Genomic DNA, 26,606 nt, shown 5'->3' on the forward strand with positions numbered 1-26,606 from the left:
AGTGTTCCTCTCCTTAACTCCTATGTGCCATAACCTCTATAAGTTCACGGTGAGTCCTGTCTGTCTACTCTCATTAGCAGCTTCCATAAAACGAATGATTTGCACGGTCTCTTCCGCATCAATCTCTGGAGACCCCGTCACAAACATCGACATAATTTTTTCCAAAAGACTTGCATAATACGGTTTAGGATGTTTGTTCACATCAACAAATTGTGTACGCGCCTCCTGATGAATCAGCGCTCCAAATTGCCCATTGCCTTTGCGATTGCCACGAATGGTACCGATAACCCCATTATCCCATACCCCGGTAATCACATCATGATCTTCCGTCGTCGCAGCTGTTACATGCAGGCAATTCTTGCCTAATACTCGAAAAAGCATCTCAACCGTATGTACACCATACCAAAACAGGCCCGGTTGTGTCGCTTGTAAGGCCATTGGTCCATAACAGTCCATACCAATAATCGGGCTATTATCCGCTGCATGCAAAGCGATTGTCAGTTCCTCTGCATATCTTAAAGAGGAGCAGCTCATAAGCGGAATGTTATTTTGCTGAGCTAACGCTATGATTTCACGCGCTTCGGCCGAAGAAACGGTCATCGGTTTATCAATAAAAATCGGTTTGCGATAGGACAACACGCGACGAAACTGCTCCAGATGAATGCGGCCATCCACAGAAGTCATCAAAATGCCATCACAATTCGCGGCAACTTCCTCTGGTGAATCGACGATAGTTACACCTCGGTCACGAAGCTGCGTTGTAAATCCTTCGATACGGGAATAGCTCATCTCGAAATCTGGTGAACCGCCTGGATACGCTACGGTCACTTTGCCTCCAGTAACATGAAAAGGATGCTCGTTATCGTTCAATAATTGCGTAAACGTCGGGGCATGTGAGGAATCAATGCCAATAATACCAATGCGTAATGGTGAATGAGTCATAATTAACATAACCTCCAAACCAGTTTAAATGAATTTGACATGCACGTAAGTCATCCGTTATTTGATATTCCCTTCCCTTTCATCATAAAGAACCGGCACCTAAGAGACAAGTCTTTTAATAGACTATTTATTGAAAATCGGATATCCATAAAGCCGAAAAGCCTCCCTTGTCGGGAGGCGCGCTTATCCAATAAACTGCGTAAGGACATAATTGAATCGATCTCTTTCCTCCCAGAATCCACCGTGTCCACTGTAATGAAACGGAATAAGCTGAGAGTTCGGAATACGTTCATTCATCTCGACCGCTTGAGGGTATGGAATGACTTTGTCATGAATACCATGTACGATCAAGGTCGGTACTTGAATTCGATTTAGATCGGCCGCCACATTCTCATCTCGCAGCAAGCGTATGACCGCCGCGGTTGACCAGCTGGCTGCTTCTAGCCCCATTTGAAAGAACCAATCGGAGAATCGTTGTGTGATATATTGAAAGAAGAAGACATCCGTTACACCTTGTTGCAGCATATTCGCACGGTCGTTAGCATTCTGTTTCAATAGTGCCGCTGCCGTTTCATTCGTAAAGCCCGTAGGCGCTGCCGCATCGATTAATACGAGCTTCGACACGCCTTTTCCATGATGCCTAGCCATGTAGCGAATGGCGATTGCTCCACCCGTTGAGTGACCCGCAAGTGTGATTCCTTCCAACTTCAACGCTAGAATCACGGCATGCAAATCATCGGCTAGTTGATCGTAAGTATACCCATCCACTGGTTTATCCGATTGCCCAAAGCCCCGCCAATCTATCCCGATACAACGATACCCTAGGCCAGGAAGTACATTAAATTGATACTCAAATTGTGTATGAGACAAAGGCCACCCATGAATGAATAGGATGGTCTTCGTCCCTCTTGGATTTAAATCTTCGATAAATAGTTTCACACCATCTGCCACTTGCACATAGTATCCCACGTACGACGCCTCCGTTATGGAAAATCTGAACTGTCCATTACGATATTCATCTAGGCAGGTATAGGTGTCAACGCGAGATGGTGTTAGGCGAATTACTGCTCTTTTTGATGGTTTGTATAGACACCGATCACAGAAAGTAAGGCAGCAACACCATTGGCAATCGCATTCGCTGACTCATCCGTAATAATAGTCATTCCGAATGCATCCAAAATTAATTTGGCCGCACCTAACAAACCTAAAGCTAACGTGTAATAGTTCACTGTTTTCATATCTCTCACCACCCATCTGATAGAGGATGCTATATCCTATGTGAGAGAGTACGAGCTTGCACAGTTCGAATACAGGGGGGTAAACGCACAAAATAAAAGCTGCCATCTACATGAGATGACAGCCTTGAGACGTCTTATTTTACTTCGCTAGCTTCTGCTTTCACTTCATATTTCGAAGATACATAGGTTTCAGCCTTCGCTTCTGTTATGACTTGCGCATACATGTGATCAGGTTTTGGATCAAGTAACGTATACTTCACAATAGCCTTACCTTCTGTCGGAAATTCGATGCGGTCAATCCTTATTCCGTAGCCAGCATTCGGTTTCTCTCCTCGAGAAAGTACCACTTTATTTACATCAGCGTTTACTTTTTCAATCGTTACTTTGACTTCTTCTACTTGTGGTGGTTTTTGCACATGTGCCTCTAGCACACGAATGGCATTGTATAACCAGTTCGCGGCTTCTCCTCTAGTTAGCTCAGTTTTGGGCTTGAAGTTGCCATTCCCATCTAGAGCCGTGATTTTGTAGAGCAGCAATCTTTGGATGGTTCCTTGGTAATCCACGGTAAGTTGATCTTCATCATTGATCGGAATATACATTTTCACCAGAGGAAATTGACCTTTAGTTTCCAGCGCTTTAACTAAAAGATTTCCGAATTGTTCGCGTGTTATCGTCGCATTCGGATTCACATCTTTAGGTATGTCAAGATTGTGGTAATGGGCAATAACGAACGCATTGGCATACCAAGAATCATTAGGGATATTGGTATAGCTGTCGGAGGCCAAGGGTTGTTTAATGAACTTCATATTATCCAAGTTGAGGTTCAGACCCTTAACGATCATTTGGACACTTTGTGCATAGCTGATTTTACCCTTCGGCACGAAATGCAAGTTATCAAAGCCACTGACGATACCTCGCTCTTTTAAAGCTAGTACCGCGTTTGCTTGTCCCTCTTCCAAATCTGTAAACGCGTAAGCGGAACCGAATGTCAACGTACTGCCCAGTAGGATCGATAAGCTTAGTGCTGCTATTTTTTTCATGCTCGTGCTCCTCTCATTTTCGGTTGGCAGTTTTTACTACCATTTGGTATGGTTACCTTCCTAACGTGAGGAGCAACGAGATTGTTGCAGCCGCCTGTCAACTTTTATTCCAAAGTAAGCAGCAGTTCACGTAAGGCAAGTGCTTCCTCATGCTCTGGCTGGATCGCAATCGTTCGATCAACGAACTGTTTGGCAGCATGATCTTGCCCCAGCTCGTAATAGCAGACTGCCATCTCATAGAGTACGGTTGCATCATGATCCATTGCAGGCTGCGTACGCTCAAAGTAAGGGATCGCTTCCTGATACAGATCCATTTGATACAAGAGAATTCCACAGGCCAGCGCAACATCCGTATTACTATCCATTGGATAATAATGTGCCCACATCCGATGAATTCCTTGCTGAAGGGCTATCCATTCATGTTCCCCACATTCTGGAATTAAATGTATCAAATGTTTCGTACTCGGTAATAAAAATTGCGTATCATAGCCACTTAAACGCCACAGCGCTAGAAGTTGAGGCATCGATTTCTGCTCTATTTGTGTATCAAAAGATTCCTTGAGATTAAAAAAATCATCCGGACCAAACCGTTCCACGCATCTTTCATACGCTAGTCGCGTTAGCCCATAGAGGGCAGGATCCGGGACGTGAAGAATGCAGCCAATATTTAGATACGTATACGGATGTTTCGTGAACAGCGACTGAGCTCCCTTCGCCTCACATACATAGCTTATCGCATGATAATTCGCCGTGAGTGAAATGCTGCCATGATGAATCAGCTTCGGCGGCTCATTATATTCCCAGCTCTCTAAACGATGATCGCCTTTATCAGCTGTCAATAGCATAAATCCGTTGTGAGATAACGCTTGTAATCGTGCTAAACACCTTAAACTAACTTCGGGCAGCAGAATGTGCGAATCCGATACGTGTTGACGATACACATCCAATAAATCTCGATACGGGTAAGCATCGTCATCATAGGCTTGATCCCGTTGATAATGGTAACTCCCGATAACCTCTTTTAATTGTTGGGATGCACTCCAATCGTGAGCTCCCTCCGGGAATTGCAGAGAAATCCGACAATCATACACATGCTGATCTTCGATATAAATTAATTCCTGAGGCAGGCTATCAAAAAAATAATTCGCAATGATCACCAAAGGTTGTGCCAAATCTCCAGGACCCACGCGTTCACCAACATGTTGTACATAAATGTCCCTATCCTGAACCGCGTCAAATCTAGCAAAATCAAGTACGCCCAGTTCTACAAACGGCGCTAGACCCGTATGTTGTCGCCAGAACGTCACATTTTTCTCGGCCAAATCACTCATCACATAGCGAAATGGTGGCAAAGGAATGCCTGCAATTTCAATACACTTCGTTAATTCTTGCAGCACATAGAAAGCGAATTGACCCGATCCCGCTCCCAGTTCTAGTATCATTACACGCTCTGTTAACTCGCCGAGTCTGGCTCGATCTTGCAAGAAAGCAAATATCATCTCCGCGTACGAAATTGCCATTACTCGGTTACTTGTTATGTATTGCGGCACATCGCCGCTCTGCCATGCTGTTATGCCCTGTTCCTCATAGTAGGAACGCTGAAGCTCCCAAATAGGTGCTTCGCTAAATCGATACGTCTTTGGTTCCGTCGGCGTCATTTTTCGCACAATTCCCTTCACATTCAAATTCCAATCGCACAAATGTCATCTGGGCATATAGTAATACATCACTACGCGAGAGGAAGACCACAATGACATACCTGAATGAGCATTACCCCAATTACGGCCCTTCATCATGGCCAAACCCGTATCAACCCACTTATACACCATCTTATCCATTATCCCCATGGTACCAAGATGAGGACTCATCCTACCGCGCCAAAGAACAGCCGCTTACGTTCGTACTTGTCCATGGTGCATGGGCGGATACCAGCTTCTGGGCGGGCATCGCTTCTGAGTTAAGCAAAAAAGGTCATACCGTCTACGTCCCCGAGTTTCCAGGACATGGCGCTGACCCCAATAAAAATGTCACACATGCGATGATGTCCAAATCGATCGCCGATTTCATCATATCTTATAACTTGCACAATGTCGTTCTTGTTGCTCACAGCTTTGGAGGAACGCTGATTCAGAAAGTAGCCGAACTCGTTCCAGATCGCTTAAAGCGATTGGTATTTCTGAATGCCTTTGTTCTCAAAGATGGCGGCATGGCCGCCGATGAGTTCCCGCCACAAGCCACAGAGCAGTTTAAACAGCTCGTCGCTAGTTCCAAGAACAACACGCTCATGCTGCCATTTGAACTATTCAGAGAAACGTTTACGAATTTGGGAACGTTGGAGCAAGCCAAACACATTTATAGCAAAGTATCGCCAGAGCCCGCTGGCCCTTTATTCGAAAAGTTAGATTTGAAGAAATTTTATAGCCTTCCTATTCCCAAAAGCTATATCCACATTACGGAAGATAATGTGATTCCTTTTGGCGATCCCAACTACGGTTGGCATCCTCACATGTCTAGCAGGCTCGGTATCTTCCGCTTCCTGCAAGTCCATGGTGACCATATGACGACGCCTCAATATGAGCCTAAGCTTATAGCTGCCAAGATTTACGAAGCTTCCCGTGATTAGTTCGAACGGTTATGACGAGCAAGCTGTTGCCCCAGCTTTGGGATTGGCCTTCAGCCAATTCAGAATATCATCGAGATTGCGAACCGGAACGATCGGCAGATCGCCTGCGCCTTTTCTCGCATCAGCTTCATTCGCGATTGGGACGAAGAACACATCCGCATTCGTCCGACTTACCGTATAGGCTTTCTGAACAAGTCCGCCAACAGGCCCGATGGAGCCGTCTGGTTCGATCGTTCCCGTCCCTGCAACGTGATGGCCATACGTGACCCCGCAAGGGGTCAGTTGGTCTATTAGCGTGAGTGCCAGCATGGCCCCATGGGACGGTCCACCCTCGTGCAACAGGTAATTATGATAGGACACGAGTTCAGGTATGTCATATCTGAGCTCATTGGCAATCATAATTCCGATGGATGCCCGTTTGGGATCGTCCGTACTCGCGCGCGTAGGAACTGTCACCTCGAGTTTCTTGCCACTCCGAGTGACCGTGAGTTTGATCGATTCGCCAGGTTTAATGACTTGCATCCGCTCACTAAGTTCCTGGACCATCGTAATGGGATGCCCGTTCAATACAGTAATCACGTCGCTGGGCTGCAGCACTTCTGAGGCTTGTGAATTCTGCAAGACGGCCGTAATCCGTACACCCTCCGATAGGATGCCTTTGCCTAAACCCACTTTCTGGAAGGCAATCGCACTTCCCGCGGCGTTCGCATCTTCCTTCATCGTGCGCACTTCCTGATTATATTCACCGATCGACATGCCTAACGATTCAATCTTTTCAAACGTGTAGTCTTTAAAAAGCTTCGCATACAACCAATCCATCGGGAAGGCCGGCCGCTCGAAGATGAGCACACCCGAAATATCACCATGCTTGGAACCGCCTTCGGCCTGCGCATAGCGATTCATGTTGAGCGTTATCCCCGGATAGGTAACTAAGTAGGGGGTAGGCCACAGCATTAGCAGCAAGAGACTCAGTGTCACGCCAAACACGATGATACTCTGACGCGGCACCTTGCGTTTCCTTCTCTCGTGCAGGAACATATCTGTCAGGATAAGCAGCAAGCTAAGAATCAAAGCGGAAGCTGAGAATTCCAGTTTTTTGGGCATCGCGATCACGATCACCGTACTACACAAACAGACCAAACTGATAAAGCCGCGAAATACCTTCAAATTACGTGAATGTGACGCTCTTAGATGCAAGAGAGCCGCTATCATCCATAATACAGGAACAAGTGCAATCGCGTAGATGAGCAGATCTATAAGATCTATCCAATAGAAACGTGTTCCCCATCTTAGCGGATCTGGCAGCCATACGAGTTCCCCAATCATAATTAACAAGAGGATGATTCCAAGTCCCCAGTAGTACAGCTTGTGCCAAATTGCCATTGCACACATCCTTTTTAACTGCTTAACTGTTGGACAACCTCATCATACGAGAGCTTACCGCCGAAAATATCAAGCGCACTCCCAATCGTTATATCCAGCTTCCCCTGGGAAAGCTTTCTAAACAGAGCTACATCTTCAAATGAACGCGCTCCGCCAGCATACGTAGTAGGAATAGTAACCCACTCGGCCAAGGCGCTTACGAGGCTTTGTTGAATACCACTTTGCTTGCCTTCGACATCCACCGCATGAATAAGAAACTCGTCGCAATACTGTTCGAAAAACTGAATCGTTTCCTGATTCAATTCCACATCACTTAACTGTTTCCATTGATTCGTCGCCACATACCATTTGCCATCTTTTTCCTTGCAGCTTAGATCAATGACTAGTTTCTCTTTGCCGATTGCCGCAACAATGCGTTCCAAATGATCCATATTCAGTTGGCCATCACGGAAAATGTAAGACGTCACAATGACGTGTGATGCCCCTTGCTCCAGATAAAAGCTCGCATTATCCGCTTGTATGCCTCCCCCGACTTGCAGGCCGCCAGGGTATGCTCCAAGCGCTCTGAGCGCCTCCTCCTTGTTCCCCTCGCCAAGCATGATGACATGACCGCCAGTTAAGCGATCCCTTTTGAACATTTCTGCGTAATACACAGCATCATAGGAGGATACGAAATTCTCAACAACGGGCTGCCCCTCGCCACCCAGAGTTTCTCCTACAATCTGCTTCACTTTCCCATTATGCAGGTCGATGCATGGTCTAAATTTCATGACGTATGTTTCCCCTTTGGTCGTCGTAAGTCTTGTACGATTTTCCATCTAGTATACAAAATAAACTGCCGCTCCGTCCATCTTGGACGAAAGCGATGCACGAGATACCAAAAAAGCCCTCCGAGGAGGGCTTACATGTAAAGATTACTTTTTATCGAAGCCTTCTTCTTCCAGATACTCTTGTACTTCTTCATAGGTCTCAAAAGCACAATCGAGGTTCTCTCCCGCGTAGATATACCATAAATCCTCTACGAACGTAACGCTCAATGTGTTGCCATCTTCATCTACCCAGATCTCTTCTTGTGGGTCGTTAGCTTCCTCGACCTCGACCTCGATCTTCGCAATCTTAGGACTACCGCTGCGAGTTAAAGACTGAATCGACTTCGCGATGATATCACGAAGCTCGTCTTCACTATAATCCCGAATGTTAATTAATCCTTTGGCATCTGCCGTACAACCTGGGATGTATTCGGCATACACAAATCCATTTCCATTCGGGTGAAGATGATACAGAACCGTTGTCTTCTCATAGTCACTTTCTAGATAATGAAAATTGATTCGTCCCAGTGAAACATCCTTACGCTGCAACTCAGGAAAGGATGCTGCAATTTCTAGCTTTTCGTCTAAACTAAGCATACATGCCCCCGTAACTTAATCGATCACTTGAATTTTGAACACATTCTCGAGCTTACCGTCCGCTCTCTTCTTCAGGGGCACTTTAATATCTCTCCCGAGCTCTTTGAAAAAAGTCTCAACATCACATTGTACATTGGAAAGAACAACTTTAAATGAACCATCTTGGACGATATTCTGATTCGCTTCAGCTGGCACCGTAATATCAACTGCATACTTCTTCGTTAACGTATTAATATAACGACTAAAAATTTCAATGAGCTCCTCATTATTGAAATTTTCGATAACTACTTTGCCTTTGTTTGTAAAATTTAAATGAACGTTCACTTTTAAATGTCCCCTTTTCCTGTACACCCTGTATTTGCTTGTGGGTAAAAGCCTACATCGAACGAATAATGCTTCACTTCTATTTTACTTGTTTATAGGGGTATGAAGCAACACTAAAGCCAAATTCATTTTCTGTACACAAAAAGAAGCAGGTATTTCCCTGCCTCTACGGGTATTGCTTCTATACTAATTATGCCACATTTACCTATTTTCTACGCACAAATAGCACTAGTCTTTTTGAGAAATTCGTCTTATGCGTGTTTGAGCACGATTAATCGAGATGATTCGAAATTCACCAAATGTCAAAATTCGCTGACGTACTTCTTCGGGAAAAGTTTGATGCATGACTTCCAAACGATCATCAAGCTCGTTATACCAGGGTAATAAATTCATTTTGATGACGAGTACTCGATCACTCACATCCCCACTCCACCTTTTCAATACAGGTTAACTTACTACGCCAACTTCTGATTAGATTCACTTACCCAGTAAATATTTCGCATAAAGCATCGGAGTCTCATACGTACGATAAAATGTTTTATTCAAATTCAAATGCTTATATTGATAGCGTTGATCCCTGCCATTAATTTCAATAAGCCAAATTTCGCCTTGATCATCAATGCCGATATCCATCCCGACATCAGACATAGATGGGATTTTCTCGCTTAAGCTTTCCGCGATTTGCAACGCGGCTTTCTCCACCTGTTCTCTTTTCTGAATGGGGTCGAAACCATTGCTTCGAAACAAATTTTCGCAGATCATGGCTTCACCTCCCCTAGCCAAATTCGTGACATGCCGGCCATTTGCAGCAATCTTACCCGCGATTCCTGTTACGCCCCACTGACCTTTGTCGCCGCGTTGGACAGATACACGCAAATCATAGGGACGGCCTTCATACATCGCAAGAGGAATTGTTTTTTGTATCAAATAGGACTTTCCTCTGACTTTCTCATCTATAAAATCAATCGTTTGTTCCTTATTCAGTTCCTTTAGAATTTGTTTACTCCACCATACCTGCCATATCTGACCGGGCATCGCAGACACTTTCAGGACACCTATTCCCACAGAACTATTCGTAGGTTTAACGAAAAAAGAGTCATACCGGCTTATCGCCTTACCCAAGTTATTCCGTGTGTATGCAATGGTACTTGGAAGAAATGCAGAGCTTCCGGAACTCGCACGTAACATCCGATGGATGCGAAGTTTATCATGTCTATTTTGACCATTGAAAATTTGGCTTATCTTCGCTAGGTCTTTAAGTTTCTTTTGTGAAAACGTGGAAAGTGTCATCGCGCGGTTATGAATGACTTTTGGAATAGGCAGCCGCTTCAAGGTGTACTTTTTATTCTCATAACATAAGCCTAGGGCGGTCTTCGTGCTAATGTGCTTTAAACACATGTAAAATGGCGTCATCTCGAGCTCAATTGCCGCTTTGTTATAGTAGTCAATATGTTCATATCCGGTTTGCTTTTGTAGAATGCCAAGATACGTCTTTCGATCAAGGAGGATGCCGATTACATTACGCACAATTTCACCTCTCCCACTTAGGTTCATCCTACTACTGTATGCAACATTGGCCTAAAGGGTCCAAAATGACGAATGGAAATTGCGAGATTCCCGATCTTACATATTCTAGTTTGACTCATTGGAAGTGAAATGCTACAATTCAAGCAAATTTGGATTCACATTGTCTGGAGGGGATGTACGTGAACCCTTTAACACGCAGATGCTGTTGGACAATTATGGTATGGCTGATTCTCGTACTTTTTGTCTTTCCATTAACACCTCCTATCTCCAACCATACGACTGTTGAGACTGATGTTCTAATTTCAGCCAATACCACTCAGGTCTTGACTGTTCAACAGCAACCGCCATCGAAGGAAATCATCCATGTTTATGAGAATAAGATCCACCTGTTTGACCAGTTTCACAAGCAATATGAGATGACGATTTTCGTCGTTTTCATCGTATTTTTAACTCATCTTTTCTGGAAAAAGCTGAAAGTGATCCTACTTGCGTTCCTCAAGTTCACCTCTCGTTATGCGGGCCTCATTCCTTCTTACTCATTAAAGTAACGAAATAGAATGATGAGGAAAAGAGGAAACTTTCATGGCTAATTCACAAGCTCTAGCTCAAGCACATGCACACGCACAACATCAAAAATTAACACGTATGAAATTTGCACGCAGAATCTTTTTTATGATCATTGGTGCCGCTCTCGTCTCCATTGGACTTGAAATTTTCTTAGTTCCAAATCATATTATTGATGGTGGTATTGTAGGTATTTCCATCATTGCATCTCATTTATCTGGCTTCCCACTCGGTATATTTCTAGTTCTGTTCAACCTGCCTTTCGTCTTACTCGGATATAAGCAAATTGGCAAAACTTTTGCTATATCAACAACCTTCTCCGTTATTATCATGTCGGTTGGCACATCTTTACTTCACCCTGTTAAAGCCATTACCTTGGATCCTTTGTTAGCTGCTGTATTCGGCGGGATTATCCTTGGAATAGGCGTCGGGCTCGTTATTCGATCCGGTGGATCACTAGACGGCACGGAAATTGTAGCTATTTTATTTAGTAAAAAGACCGCCTTCTCGGTAGGCGAAATTGTCATGTTCTTCAATTTGTTCATTCTTGCCAGCGCAGGCTTTGTTTTCGGTTGGGATCGAGCGATGTATTCTCTAATTGCCTATTTTATTGCTTATAAAATGATTGATATCACGATTGAAGGTCTTGATCAATCCAAATCCGTTTGGATTATCAGCGATGAATACGAGAAAATCGGGGATTCTATAACAAATCGTCTGGGTCGGGGAGTTACTTACCTTAAAGGCGAAGGTGCCTTCACAGGCGATGACAAAAAAGTCATTTTCAGCGTTATTACGCGGCTTGAAGAAGCGAAACTTAAATCCATTGTAGACGACTTGGATCCGAAAGCCTTTCTTGCCATCGGGAATATCCATGATGTGAAGGGCGGACGATTTAAGAAGAAGGATATTCACTAAACTGCACATAGAAAAGCCTACAATCCCACATCAGATGTGAGTTGTAGGCTTTTTATCATACCTGACTGCTTACTCTGCAAGATATGTAAGCGCATACGGACAAGTCATCAACAAAACATTCGAAATAAGTCAAAGATATAGTGCATAGCCTCTTCTTCATCTTTGCCTCTCGTAAGTAAACGCAACGTAGTGCCTGCTTTGATGGGAACTAACAACATCCCTAATACACTTTTCACATCAACCTTATGATGCTTCTCATCAAATTGAAAGTCGAGTGTGATATCCGAAATAAAATGAGACGATTTCGTAGAAATGGTAGATAAATCGCTTCTTTCTAAATCTTTTGCAACCATAAATTCATGTACACGCATGCTGCTCGACTTCCTTTCCATGACATTTGGCGGTTTGTGGATTCTCATTATGTGTGGTATTATACAAAGATATTTGTGAAAAGTGAAGTGTTGAATATGCCATTTATTGATAGTTTACTAGATTCCCACCAAAAAACCAGCCCAATCCCCCGACCTGTGGTCGAGGGATTTTTTTTCCTTCGGGAAACACTTCTGCAGGAGGTCATCATTCATGCATACTAACAACAAAGCATCGGTTTGGGCTATTTGGCTTTCACTCATCAGTAATATTCTATTAACGATCATCAAAATTATTATTGGTCTCATTTTTCACAGCGAAGTTCTTCTCGCGGACGGTGTTCATAATGCTGGAGACATCATCGCAACCATCGCCGCACTAAGTGCAATGCGGATTTCCAAGCTCCCCGCCGATGAAGATCATCCCTACGGTCATGGTAAAGCTGAAGTACTGGGCTCAGGTTTCGTTGCGTTTATCCTCGTAACTGCCGCCCTTTATATCGGGTACCACGCGGTTGCCGCGCTATTCCATGAACCGAGTGCACCAAGTCTAATTGCTCTAATCGCCTCAGCCGTTTCTGTGATTTGGAAATATGTACTTTATGTGTACACCATGCGAATCGGACGCAGTACGAATAGCAAAAGCTTAATCGCAACGGCTCACGATCATATGGCTGATGTGTATGCTTCGATTGCGGCTGTAGTCGGGATTGGATTGGCGTTTATCGGCAAAGCCTATGACATTTACTGGCTGGCTTACGGTGATGCAGCTGCCGGGGTCATTGTTTCGCTCTTGGTTTTGAAATTAGGTGTGGAGATGGCCAAAGAATCCTTCGATATCCTCATGGAAAAAACCGTCGATCAACACATGCTCTCGCAATTTACGGCGTTGATCGAAGCGGTTCCTCAGGTTAAGCGGATTGATCGTGTTCGTGCGAGAGAGCATGGACACTATATTTTGGTCGATGCACGCATCTCTGTTCCTGGTGAGCTGACCATTCAAGAGGGTCACGACATCTCACGTGCAATCAAAAAATCGATCATGGATCAACACAGCGATGTGGACGAAGTCTTAATTCATTTGAATCCCTGGTATGAGGAGTGAAAGATTGTTAGCCCTTCACTCGAATTTCTGAAGTGATATTCTCTACAATCTCTGGCAGCGATCTAACACCAAGATCGCCTTCTCCCCTTTTTCTAACGGAGACGCTGCCGGAGTTTTTTTCATTTTCACCAACGATCATCATGTATGTGACTTTTTCAAGCTGAGCTTCGCGAATCTTATACCCTAATTTCTCCGTACGCGCATCTACTTCCACCCGTATTCCCGCTTCCTCAAGAGAGGTTTTCACTTGCAGTGCATAGTCTAGGTAGTAATCGGAAACTGGCAATACTTTCACTTGTACAGGTGCTATCCACAATGGGAAGGCTCCTGCATAATGCTCTGTTAAAATCCCAATAAATCTGTCAATCGAACCATAAACAGCTCGATGTATCACGACTGGCCGGTGTTTGAGATTATCATCCCCGATGTAAGTTAAATCAAATTTCTCAGGCATTTGGAAATCCAACTGGATCGTTCCGCACTGCCAGCTCCGTTTTAAGGCATCCAAGATGTGAAAATCGATTTTGGGCCCATAAAACGCACCATCACCCGCATTGACGCGATAGTCAATCCCTCTTTTATCTAACACATGCTGCAAAGACTGCTCTGCCTGATCCCATAGCTCGCTTGAGCCCATGAAATCATCCGGTCGTGTAGACAACTCTATCCGATACGGGAAGCCAAACACTTCATATACGTGAGCAATCAGTTCAATGACGCGTCCGATTTCTTCTTCGATTTGTTCAGGTAAAACGAAGAGATGGGCATCATCCTGACAAAAAGTACGTACACGCATCATCCCATTAAGCGCCCCAGAGAACTCATGACGATGTACCTGACCGAATTCCGATAGGCGAATAGGCAATTCCCTGTAGGAGTGTAAGCTGTTTTTATAAATAAGCATATGTCCTGGGCAATTCATGGGTTTAAGTGCGAACTTCGTATCGTCTACATTCGTAAAGTACATATTGTCTTTATAGTGATCCCAGTGACCTGATTCTTCCCAAATGCGATTATTCATCATCAGAGGAGTACGTACTTCGTTATAATCTCTCTGGCGTTGCAGCTCACGAGCGAAATTCTCAAGTTCGTTGCGAAGAATCATCCCCTTGGGCAAATAGAATGGCATTCCCGGCGCTTCTTCTGAGAACATAAAGAGCTCCAGTTCCTTTCCAAGCTTGCGATGGTCACGTTTCTTAGCTTCCTCAATCAAATGCAAGTGCTCATCTAGCTGCGCTTTCTTCAAGAAAGCTGTGCCATAGATCCGCTGCAGCATCTTATTCTTAGCGTCTCCCCGCCAATACGCCCCTGCGACTTGAAGGAGTTTAAATGCCTTTATATAACCAGTTGATGGGAGATGAGGGCCTCGGCATAGATCGAAGAATTCACCCTGATCATAGATCGTAATCTCTACATCTTCCAGCAACTCGCGGATGAGTTCTTGCTTATACGATTCATCTGCCCCTTCAAAAGTTTCCATCGCCACTTCCCGGCTGACCACTCGGCGAACAATCGGGATGTTTTCCTGAATAATAAGGTTCATCTCAGCTTCAATAGCTCTTAGATCATCACTGGATAATGGGTTATCAATATCGATGTCATAGTAAAAACCATCTTCGATGACGGGTCCAATTCCCAGCTTAATGGCTTGCTGGCCATACAAGCGTTTGAGCGCCTGCGCGAGTACATGAGCTGTGCTGTGTCGATAAACGGATAGTCCTTCCTTACTTTCCAGAGTGACGATCTCGATGTGACTGTTTGCTTCAATCTGCTGCTCGAGATCCACCAATTTACCATTCATTTTGCCTGCTATGGCTTGCTTCTTGAGACCTGCACTAATGGATGCTGCCACTTGTACAATCGTCGTGCCTTGTACGTACCTCCTATTTGTGCCATCTGGTAAAATAACTTCAATTTCCATGCCTTCCATGCCTCCCTTTCCCAGTAATTTGTGTACGAAAGATACAATCCTATCTTCCAAATCAACGCAAAAAAACGCATCTCTATCCCAGAAAGGGACGAGTGCGTTTAGCTCGTGGTTCCACCCTAATTCGACTTGCCTTGTATGCAAGTCCTTATTAGTATCCGGTATCGAGGATAAGACGGTGTCGCATACTTCCATGGGAGAACTACCAGGGTTCAGCATCACAGCTACAAAGGGGTAATTTTCAACCGGCAACAGGAGAAGATTTCAGCTATTACTTCTCTCTCTGGGCAGTTCGTGAAGAAAATCATGTCTTTGATCATAACTTTTTATGTGATTATGGAACTCATATTACTTAGTTTGACAGGTTCATGTCAAGAGGCATCTGTGGACAAAATCATTATAATCATTCTTGCCTACACATACTTAACGACGGTGAACATACCGCCCGTAGGTTTCGTCATATTGTTTGAAGTATGATGCGGCATATGACAATGCAGCGGCCAAACGCCAGGATTTTGCGCTGAAAATTCAATATCCACCGTAACACCGCTTGGCACAAGTATCGTATTTCGCAGTTCTCGATTGTAATGAGGTATCGTATTTCCATCGGCTGCTGTGACCCAGAATTGATGACCGTGGAAATGCATGGGATGCGCGTTCATCCCGATATTTCCGAATCGAATACGCACCTCTTCTCCGAATCGGACTGGTAACGGACTGGTATGCGGGAAACAGCGACCATTCATTGTAAAAAAATTAAAACGATCCGACATGGTATCCAGCTCATAATGTCCAGCCTTCACCACACTTTTTGCCATGCCTAGTAAATGAAATTCCGACAGCATCATAAAATAGTCCCGCTGGATGCTGCCTTCGAACGGATCCTCAATGATAAAGCCTCCGCCCAAACCCATCAGCTCTTGAAAAGCCGTGTCTACATGGGTGTGATACATATGTGTACCAGGTGGATTAATAATTTGAAAATGATAATCAAAATATTCGCCTTGCTCAATATAGGGTGAAGGTTCCACGGCCGGCACACCGTCCATGCGATTCGGCACATCAAGCCCATGCCAATGTACACTGGTAGCCTCCGGCAGCCGATTATGTACGCGTATGGTCACCCAATCCCCGGGACATACGCGTATCGTCGGACCCGGAATGCTGCTATTGTATCCCCAGCCCTTGAAGAACACGCCTGGCAAAATCTCTTGCGTAACTGGCTCTGCGACCAACTCAAAAAATTTCACGCCTTGCAGCATGACATAACTTAGATCTTGTAGATCTGGTGACACGACCAAGGCATATCCCCCCGCTTCAACGCTGTATAATTCAATGTATGCGTCAAAGCCTGGGATTACCTCTTACGGATTACTTTCCTTCGAAGAATCGAAGATAGGCGCCGTAACCTTCCTTCTCCAAATCAGTGAATGGAATAAAGCGCAGGGCTGCGGAGTTAATACAATAACGTAGACCATTCGGACCAGGGCCGTCATTAAACACATGCCCTAAATGTGAATCCGCTTCTGTACTTCTCACTTCGGTACGAATCATGAAATGACTCGTATCTGTGACCTCTTTCACTTGCCCTTCAAACAATGGTTTCGTGAAACTAGGCCAGCCGCAGCCAGAATCAAATTTGTCGACGGATGTGAACAGTGGCTCTCCAGAAACGATATCCACATAGAGACCTTTCTCTTTGTGGTCATGAAATTCATTCTGGAAAGGACGCTCCGTCGCGTTATTTTGTGTAACTTCGTATTGGATCGGTGTAAGTGCCTTCTTGCGCTCTTCTTTATCCTTCGCGGTGTTCCAATATTGCGAAATATACGCGTCGCGTCCTGAACCTTTGCGGTACGCTTTATAGCGAAGCGGATTTTTATGATGATAGTCCTGATGGTAGTCTTCCCCTGGATAAAAGGCTTCGGCATCAATGCGCACAATTTCTGTTACGATGGGACGATCGAATCGGCCACTGTCTTGCAGCGCTTTTTTGGACGCCTCGGCTTTGGCTAACTGCTCATCGGAATGGGCAAAAATCGATGTACGATACGATGATCCACGATCATGGAATTGTCCACCCGCATCGGTTGGATCAATTTGGCGCCAATACGTATCCAATAACTTTTCGTAAGGATATAACTCGGGATCAAATGTAATTTGAACAGCTTCTGCGTGTCCAGTAGTCTCTGAGCAGACTTCTTCATACGTCGGATTGCTTGTGTGCCCGCCAATATAGCCAGAAACAACAGAAATAATTCCCGGAAGTGACTCGAACGGTGTCACCATACACCAGAAGCACCCTCCTGCAAATGTTGCTTTATCTGAATGAACGCCTTGATTGTTATTTGTCATGTGTCCTGCCACCTCTTTCTCAAAGTATCTTCTTATCATACCAAAAGTTACGGAGATAACCAAAAACACCGTTCCTCGCGTGAACGGTGTTCGTTTAAGATAGTGCTATGTATCCTACAGGTTGTTGAAAATGTCTGTAAGGACAGGCACGATTTGTGATTTACGGGAAACAACGCCTTTAAGCACTGCTTTGTTGTCCACTAGGGATACGTTGTAAGCTTTCTCAACCGCATCCGCTTTACGTCCAAGAGCAAGACCTACGGAATCATTGTTCAAAATGTCCGTTACAACGAACAAGAACAAGTCTAGGTTTTTCTCAGCGATGATCGCTTGAAGCGCTGTTTCGATCTCAGCTTGCTGGGAAAGAACATCGTTCACATCAACTGCATTCACTTGTGCGATTTCTGTTTTGTAACTGCCCATTTGGAATTCTTTCGCATCCAAAGAAATTAATTGAGCAACCGTTTTGTCACTAAGATCTGCGCCAGCTTTGAGCATGTTCAGACCGTACTCTTCTGCGTCAACTCCAGCAATGGCAGCTAGCTCACGAGCAGCGGCAACGTCTTGCTCTGTGCACGTTGGGGATTTGAATAACAAGGAATCAGAAATGATAGCGGAAAGCATCAAACCTGCAATATCTTTATCGATGGCAACGCCATTTTCTTTGTACAATTTATTTAAAATGGTTGCTGTGCAACCCACTGGCTCCGCACGGTAGTAAAGCGGGTGGCTCGTCTCGAAGTTAGCAATGCGGTGGTGGTCGATAACTTCCACAACACGTACTTGATCGATGTCGCTTGCGCTTTGTTGGCGCTCAACATGGTCAACCAAGATCACATTTGCCGCTTCATTCGCAACCGTTTGAACTTCACGTGGAGCAGCTACTTGAAAAGTATCTAACGCGAATTGCGTTTCGCCATTAATGGAACCTAGACGAACAGCTTCGACTTCTTGACCTAATTTCGTTTTCAGTGCTGCGTAAGCAATTGCGGATGTGATTGAATCAGTGTCCGGATTTTTATGTCCGAAAATAAGTGTTTTTGACATTGTACGACTCCTTAAACGACATATTTTAGTAAGAGTAGGTATTATCTCTATAACGATTATACTCAAAATTCTGGGTAAATCCACTATTCTCCTCAGGTCGATGTCGCGTCGGTTAGCTGCTGCACCCAATCTTCGAATGACTTTTGGCTGTCAACGACGATGCGATGCAGCTCTAGCATAGGTTGATCCGAGGATGCCCAGCCAGCTTGTGTCGTAAACGCATAGCGAAAGCCAGCCTTACGTAGAATCCTCAATGTAGCGCGATTGTACTCGCCGTAGGGATAAGCGAACGTATCCGCTGGTTTTCCCAGCTCTTGTTCAATGCTAGCTCGCGCTGCGAGTATCTCTTCGCGCTGCGCCTTCTTGCTGAGCTTCGGCAGATGCGGATGCGTCACGGTATGTGACGCGATATCCCAGTGGGCTGCGCTTAGCTCACGTATTTGGGGCCAGGTCAGATAACCTGGCGTATGGATTAGACCTGTCGACACGTACAGCGTCGCCGGAAAGCCATGCTTCTGGAGGATGGGCAACGCCACCTCCGCGTTATTGGCATAGCCGTCATCGAACGTGAGCAGCACGGGGTGAGCCGGTGACGGCTGTTTGTGAGAGAGGACGCTGGCGAAATCATCCAGCGTCAACGGGGTGTAGTGATGCGCGGCCAAATAGTCCATTTGGCGCGCGAACGTATCGGGGTGGAGCACGTACGTGTTCCCCGGGGCCACCCCGATGCTGTGGTAATTCAGCACGGGGATGGCGATCCCGGGCGTGGCTTTGGCTGGCGATGCGAAGCATGCCAGCTGGAGGCACACGAGCAGCAAGGCCGTGTGCACGGTCTTATTCTTCCAATGGATCATCCTAAGTTTCAACCAAGATCCCCTACCCCATATTGAACATGTCCGTTCAATGATTGATCTCCTAAGCCTCCCCTATCTCCTCGACGAATATGCAAATAATCCCAGACTACCGTAGCTGCTTAGCAACACTTTTGCACTGCTAATACAGTTGGCGGACGCTTTTTGGGCGTCGCTGTAGTCCGATATCGCCGAACTAAAACGCCTCCTCTATTGATAAAAAGACAAATAGTCCGATTTCCCCTAACCAATCCCCACTTTTCCTCGTGTGAGAGGCATTGTGGCGATTTAGTTGGGTAATTTAGGACTAAACAGAGTTTTCGTGCGTTGAAAGTTAGATTAGTACGGCTTTTTAGGACTAAATGATGCTTCGAGAGCAATGTGCGGCCTGGGTAACCGTTACATCGATTTTACGGCTCAAACAGGCGCAGGATTGCCTTTAGTGGCAACTCGTCCTTTCATTCCGCATGTAACTCGAACTTTTCAACAATAAACACCAATCTCTACTCTACTCTACTCTACTCTACTCTACTCTACGCCAGCACTCCCACCAGCTAACTGAATCAACTTATTCACCGTCTCCCAATTCCGAGTGGTGGCAGCTACTCCTAGCTTTTTCTCGATGAAATTGTTGCTAAATTTGGATTCTCCGTAGTTTTTACGGATAAGCAGATACACGGTCAATCCATTGACATGGTACTCGTCCACTTCGCTCTGTGCTGCTTGCAGCTTGGTTAGACCTGCCTCCGTCGGAGCCGTTGAGAGGAATGTGACATATCTTTGCTCATTTTCTTCCACATTTACCGTTACGTATGGTGTATCGCTCACCACCTCTTTTAGCTCCGCAGGAGTGCGAATGATGACTGGGATGTCGAAGGTTAATTGCTCCTTCAGCTCCAGGACAATACGATCACGGAGAACCTCAGGGTTCAGCTCATTACTGTCAAAAATCACATTCCCACTCTGGATATACGTACTCACCTGTGTGAACTCCAGCGATTCGAAGAGCTGTCTAAGCCTGTCCATTTTAATGATTTTCTGACCACTCACATTAATTCCTCGCAGCATAGCGATGTACCTAGGCATCCAAACCCCTCCTTTTTCAACTCACCATTTCCTACACTTAACTTACTTCATTCACACCCAACCCACCCGAACGAGCAGCGATATAAGCAGCTACGCCATCCTCATCATTACTGCCGGCAATCTCATCTGCCATTTGCAAAAGATCAGGATGTGCATTCGCCACAGCGACTTTATGACCTGCTTCTAGGAACATCCCGGTGTCGTTCAGATTATCTCCGAATGCAGTCACATCCTCAGACGTACAGCCGACTAGCGCTGCCCATAAACGCAAGCCCATCTGCTTATTTGCTTCAGGATGACTAAATTCAAGGAAATAATGCCCCTCTATGTAGTTATCCTTCATCAAATGGATGTGTACCTCAGAGCCAAATAATTCCTCAATGGCAGTCTTCAATGGAAGCAGCTCGTTGTATAAACCGATATAGGTCAGTATTAACGTACGCAGGTCTTCCGTATTTTGGAGCTCATCCACCTCTTGGAATCTCGGATCATTTGGACGACTAGCCAAAAATTGCAGATCACCCGTGCGCTCCAACCTCTCGTGCATGACACGCTCATTATCCTTCTCATCGAGGGCGAACAGCAGCGGCGTTATGCCCAATGTTTTACCCATTTTAATAATCGCATTGCATCGCTCACTGTCCAACCATCGTCCATCCAATACGCGTTTCTGAATAGGATCAAACAACATCGCGCCGTTGTACAAAACAAGCGGGTACCGCCACGGAATATCCGAAGCAACAGCTTGTGAGCTTTGATAGCTTCGTGCAGTTGCGTAACTTACAACCATTCCCTGCTCAAGTGCCTGTGTAAGAACGCTTATTGTAAAATCAGAAGGCTTTGCGTGAGATCTCAACAAGGTACCGTCCAAGTCCGTCAAGAAATAGGCTCTTTTCATCCGATTTTCTTCTCAAAGCATAAGCTGCTCTTGCTTCCTATGTATTCACCAAAACATGCGATGGGATAATACCCACATTTGGCATAAAACGCAACTGCCTCTGGCTGCGCTTCGCCAGCTTCTAGCCGAATTGTATGATGCCCAAGACGCAACGCTTCGTTTTCCAAAAAAGAAAGTAATTTCGTCGCAATACCTTGTTTTCTGTAACTAGCATCAACGAAAAAACGTTTCAATTCCGTACTACCTTGATCAATCGGGCGCAGCGCTCCACAACCGACGGGGATACCATCGATTTGGGCAACCGCGAACGTAATTCGCTCCACCGAAGGATCATTAAAATCCACAAAATAAATATCCTCAATCGGATATCTTGCCAGCAGATCTTGATCTAACTTTGCTATCAACTCATGTAAAACAGGGTCCGAATGGGAAACGAATTTGATTTCCAAACTCATTGCGAGTCTCTCCTCCTAGTGCTTTGTCTGTGTCAGAAGTCATTTTTATCCAAGCATTATAGCACAAACAACGTGTCATGCGCCCCTCTCTTGCATCATACTCATTTTCAAAATATCCCAATTTGATTTATACTAAGGTCAATTAATTCAAACGAGAAGGGATACAGATCATATGGCGCAGCAGCCTGCAGCGACAAATTATGAAATCGCACAAGTATGTTTACTCGCTGGTAAAATCATGCTGGAAAACGGCGGCGAAACTTATCGGGTGGAAGATACGATGACCCATGTTGCCGAAGCCTTTGGTATTCCGAATTCCCACAGCTTTGTCACACCTACAGGAATTATTTTCTCCATCGACGGTCCTGAGCAGACGACCCGATTAATTCGCATTTCTTCGCGATCCACAGATTTAAGAAAAGTAACCGTGGTTAACGCCATATCTCGCCGTATTAGCCAAGGAGAGCTGTCACCAACTGAAGCATATCAGCAGCTTGAAGCCCTTAATCTAGATAAGCGCAGATATCCCACATGGTTTCAAGCGTTAGCCGCAGCCATTGCCAGTGGTTGTTTTCTCATCATGTTTCAAGGTCAGTGGTACGACTTCATCCCTGCTTTCTTAGCGGGTGGAGCTGGTACGATTGCCTTAACTTATTTTCATCGTTTAGTTCCGATCAAATTCTTCGCTGAATTTCTCGCGTCCTTAATTATTGGACTTATTGCTTATGTAACGGTCAAAACAGGGCTCGGCCACAATCTGGATAAGATTATCATTGGCTCTGTCATGCCACTCGTACCAGGGCTCCTAATTACAAATGCTGTGCGCGATTTGATGGCAGGCCATTTCGTTTCTGGCGTCTCCAAAGGTGCTGAAGCCTTCTTAACCGCCTTTGCCATTGGCGCAGGGATCGCCTTTGTATTGACATTTTATCCTGGGAAGGGGTACTAACATGGACATGTTGGAGCAGCTTGTAACAAGCTTCATCTCAACTTCCGCTTTTGGCATCATCTTCAACGTCCCCCGCAGAACTTTAGTCCAGTGCGGTTTTGTTGGCATGATTGGATGGATGCTCTATTTCTCCTTTCAAAAAGCACATCTGGATCCCATCTTGGCCACACTCATTGCGTCCTTTGTTGTCACCATTATTAGTCAATTTTTTGCGAAAATATATAAAACACCTGTTATCGTTTTCAGTGTGTCTGGTATTATTCCCCTTGTCCCAGGTGGATTAGCGTATGACGCCATGCGCAATGTCGTACTTAACCATTATGATGTCGCCGTGCAGTTAGCTGCGAAAGCATTTCTACTCTCTGGTGCCATTGCGATAGGACTGGTCTTTTCGGAAGTCATCAATGTGCTCTTAAGACGTGCTAAAGCATAATTTCACTCTATAATCCAATAAATGAATTAATTTTAATAGGTTTTACCTATAACTTTATGCCTTTTATATCTTGGATTTTTTCCTAACTGCCCTTTACACTAGGGGTATAGAATCAATAAGCCAAGAATAGGAAATGGAGTGGATACCCTATGAACGACAATGCCAACCATCACATTTTAACGAAATTCGATGAGATCGCCCAAAAGTACGACAGTCAGCGGAGAAAGTTAATTCCTTGCTTTGATGATTTTTACAACACGGCCGCTTCGCTAGTCCAAGTTGGTCACGAAACTCCGCGTATTCTTGATTTAGGTGCAGGTACAGGACTTTTCTCATCTTATATGCAACGCATGTATCCACAAGCGAAGTTAACGATGATCGACCTGTCTACTGGAATGCTCGACATTGCCAAAGAAAGATTCGCAGAAGCGGAAGCAGCGGAGGTCACTTACCTTGTCGGGGACTATTCCACCTTTGAGGATGCAGAACCTTTTGATGCCATCATCTCCTCCCTATCGATTCATCATCTAGATGACGAAGCTAAGCAAGGACTATTTCCGCGCATTTTCCAACTGTTGAAGCCAGGTGGCGTGTTTGTGAACGCAGATCAAGTCTTAGGCAAAACTTCCAATCTTGATCGTCTTTACCGTTCGGATTGGGTGGCGAAAATTGAAGCAACGGATCTTTCCCAAGAAGCACTCCAAGCAGCCTACGAGCGGACCAAGCTGGATAAAATGGCACCATTAGACACGCAGCTTGGCTGGCTTCGGGACTGTGGATTCGAAGATGTGGACTGCGTTTACAAGTCCTATAATTTTGTCGTGATGTATGCGAGAAAGCCGTAGCTCTCTCAGACTCTTTTACCAGATCATTGGTTTAGACACCATAAACCACATCATCGCGAGTGTAATAATCACATACCAAATCAAAGCTTTGCGAAGCTTGTTAACAAGAAGATTTCGATCTTCGTGGGGAGCTTTCAGCTGTCGTAATAGAGGCGAAAATGCACGTGCAATGAAGTAAAGCGAAGCAACCATGATTAGGACTGTCGCGACAATCCAAGAGGTTTTCCAGCTCCATGCCGTTATCCATGTCAAAATAATGCCTGTGGCAACCAGCACATGTCCTGCATGCTTTGTTAGTCGTACTGTAATCCGGAACGGCTCTAAGTAATCAGGAAGCTGTTCAAACGGAGCTCTACGGATTAATGCGAGTAAAGGAAATAGGACGAAATAAGGGCCAATGCTTAATACAACGCTAAAAATATGGATATACAGCATGACAATATACCAAGACAAGTTGATCATCCGTTCTATCTGTAATGTGAATAAACCGTGCGAATCCTAGGATCCACACGGTTTTTTGTGTTATTCGGCTTTTTGAAATTCGTGTACCCATACTTTCATCTGTGGCAGCCACGGCATACCTGGGTGAATAGCAAGGATACTGTCGCGATACTCATCAACGGTTTCGTGACCTTCCATTTTGGCATGCTCAGGTGTCAGATCACCAAGTGCTTGTTGATACACGTTAGTTACTGTAAAAGCTGTACCTTGCAAATCCATCGTTTCACCAATATCCGCATAACGCCCATTACGACGACAAGCTGTTTTGAGACCAGCAAGCACCTTGCTTACTTCTTCTTCTTTTGTTACAAGTCGATCGACCGAGCAGGTCTTTGGCGGTAAAGTTGCATTTACGTTCGTTTCACTCATGTTAGTTCCCTCCTTTTGCCAGTTTTCATTATAGCGAATCCCTAGCGCTTTGTCGAACTGAGGCGAATCTCCGTATCCGACAATCCCTTTTATTCATACAAAGCTTCCCTCAGCTTCGTTGACATGCTCTCCATTGAACCTGATGCTGCAGGTTTAACGCCGCGCAGGCGCGCGATTTCCGCTTTCAGTCTTTCATTTTCAAGTATTAGCGCATCAACCTTCGCTTCGATTTGCTCGCGATCCAAGTGATCCCACTTCCCCATTCTTACACCTCCTAGCATGAAAATACCCCCTCCTCGCAAGTCGATCATCCCATCGGATTCTCTCCATGCATCAAAGGGGGCGGTTCCTATCGCTTACTGCTTATTTCGTGATATTGATTGTATAAAGTCGAGCTGTTTCTTCCCAAACTTCGCCTGGCTCTAAGGAGACTAGTCCGATTTGATCTGCAGGCAGATTCACATTCGGCGCATTAACCAAGTTCATTTGCGGCTCTGGACAGAAGAAACCTTCGGTTTTGCCATTGTTCCAGATCATCCATTGCTTATAAGAAGTCCCAACATCATAGACTAGTTTGATGCCTTCACGTGCATCTGTCAATGCCATGAAGTTGCGGCTATTCTGCGGAACACTCGTGTAATGATTGTCCATGCCTTCGAAGAATGGCGACAAACCGCCCACTTTCATCTTCGCTTCATCTGCAGACAGCGCTTGATATTCGCCCGTTGGCAGCATACGCTCGTTCAATGCCCAACGCTCGCCGATCGTCATTTGGAACGTATAATCGGATGGCTGACTGTTGACAGCAAAAGGCGCATTAATCGTCGTATGGAAAGCCAGCAAACACGGCATTGCTTCATTGCCCTCATTATGTACAGAAATTTGCTGATGCAAACCTTGCTCATTCAACGTGTAGACGAGACGAATCGTAAAATCAAAAGGCAAGAACTCATGAACAGAATGTCCTTCACGAACTCGCAAGGCAAGTGCTACGCGACTTTCATGGCCATCACTGCTGTAATTTTCAACAGCCCATGGAATATTGTGTACAAATCCGTGCAGATGATTGCCCGTTTTAGGTTCATTGACTGGGAATTGAAAAACCTTCCCCTGCCAAGGAAATTTGCCATCCTCATAGCGATTCGGCGGGAATAACACCGGGATGCCATGTACAATCGGACGTTCTTTAAACGCTTCCATCTCTTCCAGCGCAGGCTCGCGCAAAAAGCGATATTCTTTCTCTATATCACGAAAAGCAATCAGATTTGCTCCCACATCTGGCAAAACAACCGCTTCATAGCGTCCAGCTTGCAGCCAAATCGCTTGTTCTCCGTTGTACGTTCCTTCATATGCTTTGGTAGACATCCTCTTCATTCTCCTCCTAATAACTGCTTGTCTTATGTCCATAATCTGGACGGACATATTGATTTCACTTTAGCCCATGTGCGTGAA

Annotated in this window: 31 protein-coding genes; 7 read left to right on the forward strand and 24 right to left on the reverse strand. The window is 45.1% G+C overall.

Annotated features, from left to right (window positions below; genetic code table 11):
• Positions 1-36 precede the first annotated feature (36 nt).
• From AC58QT_RS06025 to AC58QT_RS06045, 5 genes are all read right to left on the reverse strand, one after another.
• Complete coding sequence (locus tag AC58QT_RS06025; protein ID WP_497408173.1) at positions 37-942, reverse strand: Gfo/Idh/MocA family protein; 906 nt, start codon at positions 940-942, stop codon at positions 37-39.
• A 183-nt stretch (positions 943-1,125) separates the two neighbouring features.
• The gene (locus tag AC58QT_RS06030; RefSeq protein WP_310224118.1) at positions 1,126-1,911 is read right to left on the reverse strand and encodes an alpha/beta fold hydrolase; all 786 of its coding nucleotides are present in this window, start codon (positions 1,909-1,911) and stop codon (positions 1,126-1,128) included.
• 92 nt (positions 1,912-2,003) lie between these two features.
• Positions 2,004-2,180 carry a hypothetical protein gene (locus tag AC58QT_RS06035; RefSeq protein ID WP_497408174.1) on the reverse strand — a complete coding sequence of 59 codons (177 nt, stop codon included), beginning with the start codon at positions 2,178-2,180 and terminating at the stop codon, positions 2,004-2,006.
• Between the two features lie 134 nt (positions 2,181-2,314).
• A complete protein-coding gene (locus tag AC58QT_RS06040) occupies positions 2,315-3,220 on the reverse strand; it encodes an S-layer homology domain-containing protein (protein WP_497408175.1) in 906 nt (301 codons plus the stop codon).
• Positions 3,221-3,324: 104 nt separating this feature from the next.
• Positions 3,325-4,878: an SAM-dependent methyltransferase gene (locus AC58QT_RS06045; RefSeq protein ID WP_497408176.1), complete on the reverse strand. Its 1,554-nt coding sequence runs from the start codon at positions 4,876-4,878 to the stop codon at positions 3,325-3,327.
• Positions 4,879-4,970: 92 nt separating this feature from the next.
• On the opposite strand from AC58QT_RS06045, the gene AC58QT_RS06050 reads away from it, so the two are divergent.
• Positions 4,971-5,843 carry an alpha/beta fold hydrolase gene (locus AC58QT_RS06050; RefSeq protein ID WP_497408177.1) on the forward strand — a complete coding sequence of 291 codons (873 nt, stop codon included), beginning with the start codon at positions 4,971-4,973 and terminating at the stop codon, positions 5,841-5,843.
• A 9-nt stretch (positions 5,844-5,852) separates the two neighbouring features.
• Here AC58QT_RS06050 and AC58QT_RS06055 read toward each other — a convergent pair whose 3' ends face one another.
• The 6 genes from AC58QT_RS06055 to AC58QT_RS06080 all read right to left on the reverse strand — a co-directional run bounded on the left by AC58QT_RS06055 (position 5,853) and on the right by AC58QT_RS06080 (position 10,483).
• Entirely contained in the window at positions 5,853-7,226 is a 1,374-nt protein-coding gene (locus AC58QT_RS06055; protein ID WP_497408178.1) for a PDZ domain-containing protein, read from the reverse strand.
• 14 nt (positions 7,227-7,240) lie between these two features.
• On the reverse strand, positions 7,241-7,996 hold the full coding sequence (gene hisA, locus AC58QT_RS06060) for a phosphoribosylformimino-5-aminoimidazole carboxamide ribotide isomerase (protein ID WP_497408179.1): 756 nt from the start codon (positions 7,994-7,996) through the stop codon (positions 7,241-7,243).
• A gap of 144 nt (positions 7,997-8,140) precedes the next feature.
• On the reverse strand, positions 8,141-8,632 hold the full coding sequence (locus tag AC58QT_RS06065) for a hypothetical protein (protein ID WP_497408180.1): 492 nt from the start codon (positions 8,630-8,632) through the stop codon (positions 8,141-8,143).
• Between the two features lie 15 nt (positions 8,633-8,647).
• Positions 8,648-8,956, reverse strand: a complete 309-nt coding sequence (locus AC58QT_RS06070) for a hypothetical protein (RefSeq protein WP_056621264.1) — start codon at positions 8,954-8,956, stop codon at positions 8,648-8,650.
• A 228-nt stretch (positions 8,957-9,184) separates the two neighbouring features.
• The gene (locus AC58QT_RS06075; RefSeq protein WP_497408181.1) at positions 9,185-9,376 is read right to left on the reverse strand and encodes a hypothetical protein; all 192 of its coding nucleotides are present in this window, start codon (positions 9,374-9,376) and stop codon (positions 9,185-9,187) included.
• A gap of 57 nt (positions 9,377-9,433) precedes the next feature.
• Positions 9,434-10,483 (reverse strand): YheC/YheD family endospore coat-associated protein, encoded by a 1,050-nt coding sequence (locus AC58QT_RS06080; RefSeq protein ID WP_497408182.1) that lies wholly within the window; start codon positions 10,481-10,483, stop codon positions 9,434-9,436.
• Positions 10,484-10,662: 179 nt separating this feature from the next.
• Here AC58QT_RS06080 and AC58QT_RS06085 point away from each other — a divergent pair, with 179 nt between their 5' ends.
• Complete coding sequence (locus AC58QT_RS06085) at positions 10,663-11,031, forward strand: hypothetical protein (RefSeq protein WP_497408183.1); 369 nt, start codon at positions 10,663-10,665, stop codon at positions 11,029-11,031.
• Positions 11,032-11,065: 34 nt separating this feature from the next.
• Positions 11,066-11,965, forward strand: a complete 900-nt coding sequence (locus AC58QT_RS06090; RefSeq protein WP_497408184.1) for a YitT family protein — start codon at positions 11,066-11,068, stop codon at positions 11,963-11,965.
• A gap of 107 nt (positions 11,966-12,072) precedes the next feature.
• Here AC58QT_RS06090 and AC58QT_RS06095 read toward each other — a convergent pair whose 3' ends face one another.
• Positions 12,073-12,336 (reverse strand): HPr family phosphocarrier protein, encoded by a 264-nt coding sequence (locus AC58QT_RS06095; RefSeq protein WP_497288898.1) that lies wholly within the window; start codon positions 12,334-12,336, stop codon positions 12,073-12,075.
• A 211-nt stretch (positions 12,337-12,547) separates the two neighbouring features.
• Between AC58QT_RS06095 and AC58QT_RS06100 the strand changes: the two genes are divergently transcribed.
• The gene (locus tag AC58QT_RS06100) at positions 12,548-13,438 is read left to right on the forward strand and encodes a cation diffusion facilitator family transporter (RefSeq protein ID WP_497408185.1); all 891 of its coding nucleotides are present in this window, start codon (positions 12,548-12,550) and stop codon (positions 13,436-13,438) included.
• A 7-nt stretch (positions 13,439-13,445) separates the two neighbouring features.
• On the opposite strand, the gene thrS is transcribed toward AC58QT_RS06100, so the two are convergent.
• The 8 genes from thrS to AC58QT_RS06140 all read right to left on the reverse strand — a co-directional run bounded on the left by thrS (position 13,446) and on the right by AC58QT_RS06140 (position 22,057).
• Positions 13,446-15,359, reverse strand: a complete 1,914-nt coding sequence (gene thrS, locus AC58QT_RS06105) for a threonine--tRNA ligase (RefSeq protein ID WP_497408186.1) — start codon at positions 15,357-15,359, stop codon at positions 13,446-13,448.
• Between the two features lie 419 nt (positions 15,360-15,778).
• On the reverse strand, positions 15,779-16,660 hold the full coding sequence (locus AC58QT_RS06110; protein WP_497408848.1) for a multicopper oxidase family protein: 882 nt from the start codon (positions 16,658-16,660) through the stop codon (positions 15,779-15,781).
• Between the two features lie 76 nt (positions 16,661-16,736).
• Entirely contained in the window at positions 16,737-17,720 is a 984-nt protein-coding gene (gene msrB / locus AC58QT_RS06115) for a peptide-methionine (R)-S-oxide reductase MsrB (RefSeq protein ID WP_497408187.1), read from the reverse strand.
• 114 nt (positions 17,721-17,834) lie between these two features.
• Positions 17,835-18,767: a manganese-dependent inorganic pyrophosphatase gene (locus AC58QT_RS06120; protein ID WP_497408188.1), complete on the reverse strand. Its 933-nt coding sequence runs from the start codon at positions 18,765-18,767 to the stop codon at positions 17,835-17,837.
• Between the two features lie 92 nt (positions 18,768-18,859).
• Positions 18,860-19,621, reverse strand: coding sequence for a polysaccharide deacetylase family protein (locus AC58QT_RS06125; RefSeq protein WP_497408849.1), 762 nt, complete (start codon positions 19,619-19,621; stop codon positions 18,860-18,862).
• 525 nt (positions 19,622-20,146) lie between these two features.
• Positions 20,147-20,704 (reverse strand): DUF1697 domain-containing protein, encoded by a 558-nt coding sequence (locus AC58QT_RS06130; protein ID WP_497408189.1) that lies wholly within the window; start codon positions 20,702-20,704, stop codon positions 20,147-20,149.
• 37 nt (positions 20,705-20,741) lie between these two features.
• On the reverse strand, positions 20,742-21,602 hold the full coding sequence (locus AC58QT_RS06135) for an HAD-IIB family hydrolase (RefSeq protein ID WP_497408190.1): 861 nt from the start codon (positions 21,600-21,602) through the stop codon (positions 20,742-20,744).
• On the reverse strand, positions 21,599-22,057 hold the full coding sequence (locus AC58QT_RS06140; protein WP_497408191.1) for a GNAT family N-acetyltransferase: 459 nt from the start codon (positions 22,055-22,057) through the stop codon (positions 21,599-21,601). Before AC58QT_RS06140 ends, AC58QT_RS06135 begins: the two co-directional genes overlap by 4 nt.
• Positions 22,058-22,229: 172 nt before the next feature.
• On the opposite strand from AC58QT_RS06140, the gene AC58QT_RS06145 reads away from it, so the two are divergent.
• The 3 genes from AC58QT_RS06145 to AC58QT_RS06155 all read left to right on the forward strand — a co-directional run bounded on the left by AC58QT_RS06145 (position 22,230) and on the right by AC58QT_RS06155 (position 24,284).
• Positions 22,230-23,006, forward strand: a complete 777-nt coding sequence (locus AC58QT_RS06145; protein ID WP_497408192.1) for a threonine/serine exporter family protein — start codon at positions 22,230-22,232, stop codon at positions 23,004-23,006.
• A gap of 1 nt (position 23,007) precedes the next feature.
• Positions 23,008-23,439: a threonine/serine exporter family protein gene (locus AC58QT_RS06150; RefSeq protein ID WP_497408193.1), complete on the forward strand. Its 432-nt coding sequence runs from the start codon at positions 23,008-23,010 to the stop codon at positions 23,437-23,439.
• 149 nt (positions 23,440-23,588) lie between these two features.
• The gene (locus AC58QT_RS06155) at positions 23,589-24,284 is read left to right on the forward strand and encodes a class I SAM-dependent methyltransferase (RefSeq protein ID WP_497408194.1); all 696 of its coding nucleotides are present in this window, start codon (positions 23,589-23,591) and stop codon (positions 24,282-24,284) included.
• A 15-nt stretch (positions 24,285-24,299) separates the two neighbouring features.
• Here AC58QT_RS06155 and AC58QT_RS06160 read toward each other — a convergent pair whose 3' ends face one another.
• The 4 genes from AC58QT_RS06160 to AC58QT_RS06175 form a co-directional block, all read right to left on the reverse strand.
• Positions 24,300-24,746: a DUF2269 family protein gene (locus AC58QT_RS06160; RefSeq protein ID WP_310224095.1), complete on the reverse strand. Its 447-nt coding sequence runs from the start codon at positions 24,744-24,746 to the stop codon at positions 24,300-24,302.
• A 60-nt stretch (positions 24,747-24,806) separates the two neighbouring features.
• The gene (locus AC58QT_RS06165) at positions 24,807-25,154 is read right to left on the reverse strand and encodes an ASCH domain-containing protein (protein WP_310224094.1); all 348 of its coding nucleotides are present in this window, start codon (positions 25,152-25,154) and stop codon (positions 24,807-24,809) included.
• Positions 25,155-25,243: 89 nt separating this feature from the next.
• A complete protein-coding gene (locus AC58QT_RS06170; RefSeq protein ID WP_497408195.1) occupies positions 25,244-25,417 on the reverse strand; it encodes a hypothetical protein in 174 nt (57 codons plus the stop codon).
• A 100-nt stretch (positions 25,418-25,517) separates the two neighbouring features.
• Positions 25,518-26,519: an aldose 1-epimerase gene (locus tag AC58QT_RS06175; protein ID WP_497408196.1), complete on the reverse strand. Its 1,002-nt coding sequence runs from the start codon at positions 26,517-26,519 to the stop codon at positions 25,518-25,520.
• Positions 26,520-26,606 lie beyond the last annotated feature (87 nt).

This window comes from Paenibacillus sp. J31R109 (genome assembly GCF_059692055.1).

Bases quoted from the DNA above. Each gene is read 5' to 3' on its own strand.
- AC58QT_RS06090 (WP_497408184.1), top strand. From the start codon at position 11,066: ATGGCTAATTCACAAGCTCTAGCTCAAGCACATGCACACGCACAACAT.
- AC58QT_RS06165 (WP_310224094.1), bottom strand. From the start codon at position 25,154: ATGAGTGAAACGAACGTAAATGCAACTTTACCGCCAAAGACCTGCTCG.
- AC58QT_RS06025 (WP_497408173.1), bottom strand. From the start codon at position 942: ATGACTCATTCACCATTACGCATTGGTATTATTGGCATTGATTCCTCA.
- msrB (WP_497408187.1), bottom strand. From the start codon at position 17,720: ATGACAAATAACAATCAAGGCGTTCATTCAGATAAAGCAACATTTGCA.
- AC58QT_RS06120 (WP_497408188.1), bottom strand. From the start codon at position 18,767: ATGTCAAAAACACTTATTTTCGGACATAAAAATCCGGACACTGATTCA.
- AC58QT_RS06050 (WP_497408177.1), top strand. From the start codon at position 4,971: ATGACATACCTGAATGAGCATTACCCCAATTACGGCCCTTCATCATGG.
- AC58QT_RS06160 (WP_310224095.1), bottom strand. From the start codon at position 24,746: ATGATCAACTTGTCTTGGTATATTGTCATGCTGTATATCCATATTTTT.
- AC58QT_RS06150 (WP_497408193.1), top strand. From the start codon at position 23,008: ATGGACATGTTGGAGCAGCTTGTAACAAGCTTCATCTCAACTTCCGCT.
- AC58QT_RS06055 (WP_497408178.1), bottom strand. From the start codon at position 7,226: ATGGCAATTTGGCACAAGCTGTACTACTGGGGACTTGGAATCATCCTC.
- AC58QT_RS06125 (WP_497408849.1), bottom strand. From the start codon at position 19,621: ATGATCCATTGGAAGAATAAGACCGTGCACACGGCCTTGCTGCTCGTG.
- AC58QT_RS06145 (WP_497408192.1), top strand. From the start codon at position 22,230: ATGGCGCAGCAGCCTGCAGCGACAAATTATGAAATCGCACAAGTATGT.
- AC58QT_RS06135 (WP_497408190.1), bottom strand. From the start codon at position 21,602: ATGAAAAGAGCCTATTTCTTGACGGACTTGGACGGTACCTTGTTGAGA.
- AC58QT_RS06130 (WP_497408189.1), bottom strand. From the start codon at position 20,704: ATGCCTAGGTACATCGCTATGCTGCGAGGAATTAATGTGAGTGGTCAG.
- AC58QT_RS06045 (WP_497408176.1), bottom strand. From the start codon at position 4,878: ATGACGCCGACGGAACCAAAGACGTATCGATTTAGCGAAGCACCTATT.
- AC58QT_RS06170 (WP_497408195.1), bottom strand. From the start codon at position 25,417: ATGGGGAAGTGGGATCACTTGGATCGCGAGCAAATCGAAGCGAAGGTT.
- AC58QT_RS06095 (WP_497288898.1), bottom strand. From the start codon at position 12,336: ATGCGTGTACATGAATTTATGGTTGCAAAAGATTTAGAAAGAAGCGAT.
- AC58QT_RS06065 (WP_497408180.1), bottom strand. From the start codon at position 8,632: ATGCTTAGTTTAGACGAAAAGCTAGAAATTGCAGCATCCTTTCCTGAG.
- AC58QT_RS06155 (WP_497408194.1), top strand. From the start codon at position 23,589: ATGAACGACAATGCCAACCATCACATTTTAACGAAATTCGATGAGATC.
- AC58QT_RS06100 (WP_497408185.1), top strand. From the start codon at position 12,548: ATGCATACTAACAACAAAGCATCGGTTTGGGCTATTTGGCTTTCACTC.
- AC58QT_RS06175 (WP_497408196.1), bottom strand. From the start codon at position 26,519: ATGTCTACCAAAGCATATGAAGGAACGTACAACGGAGAACAAGCGATT.
- AC58QT_RS06040 (WP_497408175.1), bottom strand. From the start codon at position 3,220: ATGAAAAAAATAGCAGCACTAAGCTTATCGATCCTACTGGGCAGTACG.
- AC58QT_RS06035 (WP_497408174.1), bottom strand. From the start codon at position 2,180: ATGAAAACAGTGAACTATTACACGTTAGCTTTAGGTTTGTTAGGTGCG.
- thrS (WP_497408186.1), bottom strand. From the start codon at position 15,359: ATGGAAATTGAAGTTATTTTACCAGATGGCACAAATAGGAGGTACGTA.
- hisA (WP_497408179.1), bottom strand. From the start codon at position 7,996: ATGAAATTTAGACCATGCATCGACCTGCATAATGGGAAAGTGAAGCAG.
- AC58QT_RS06140 (WP_497408191.1), bottom strand. From the start codon at position 22,057: ATGAGTTTGGAAATCAAATTCGTTTCCCATTCGGACCCTGTTTTACAT.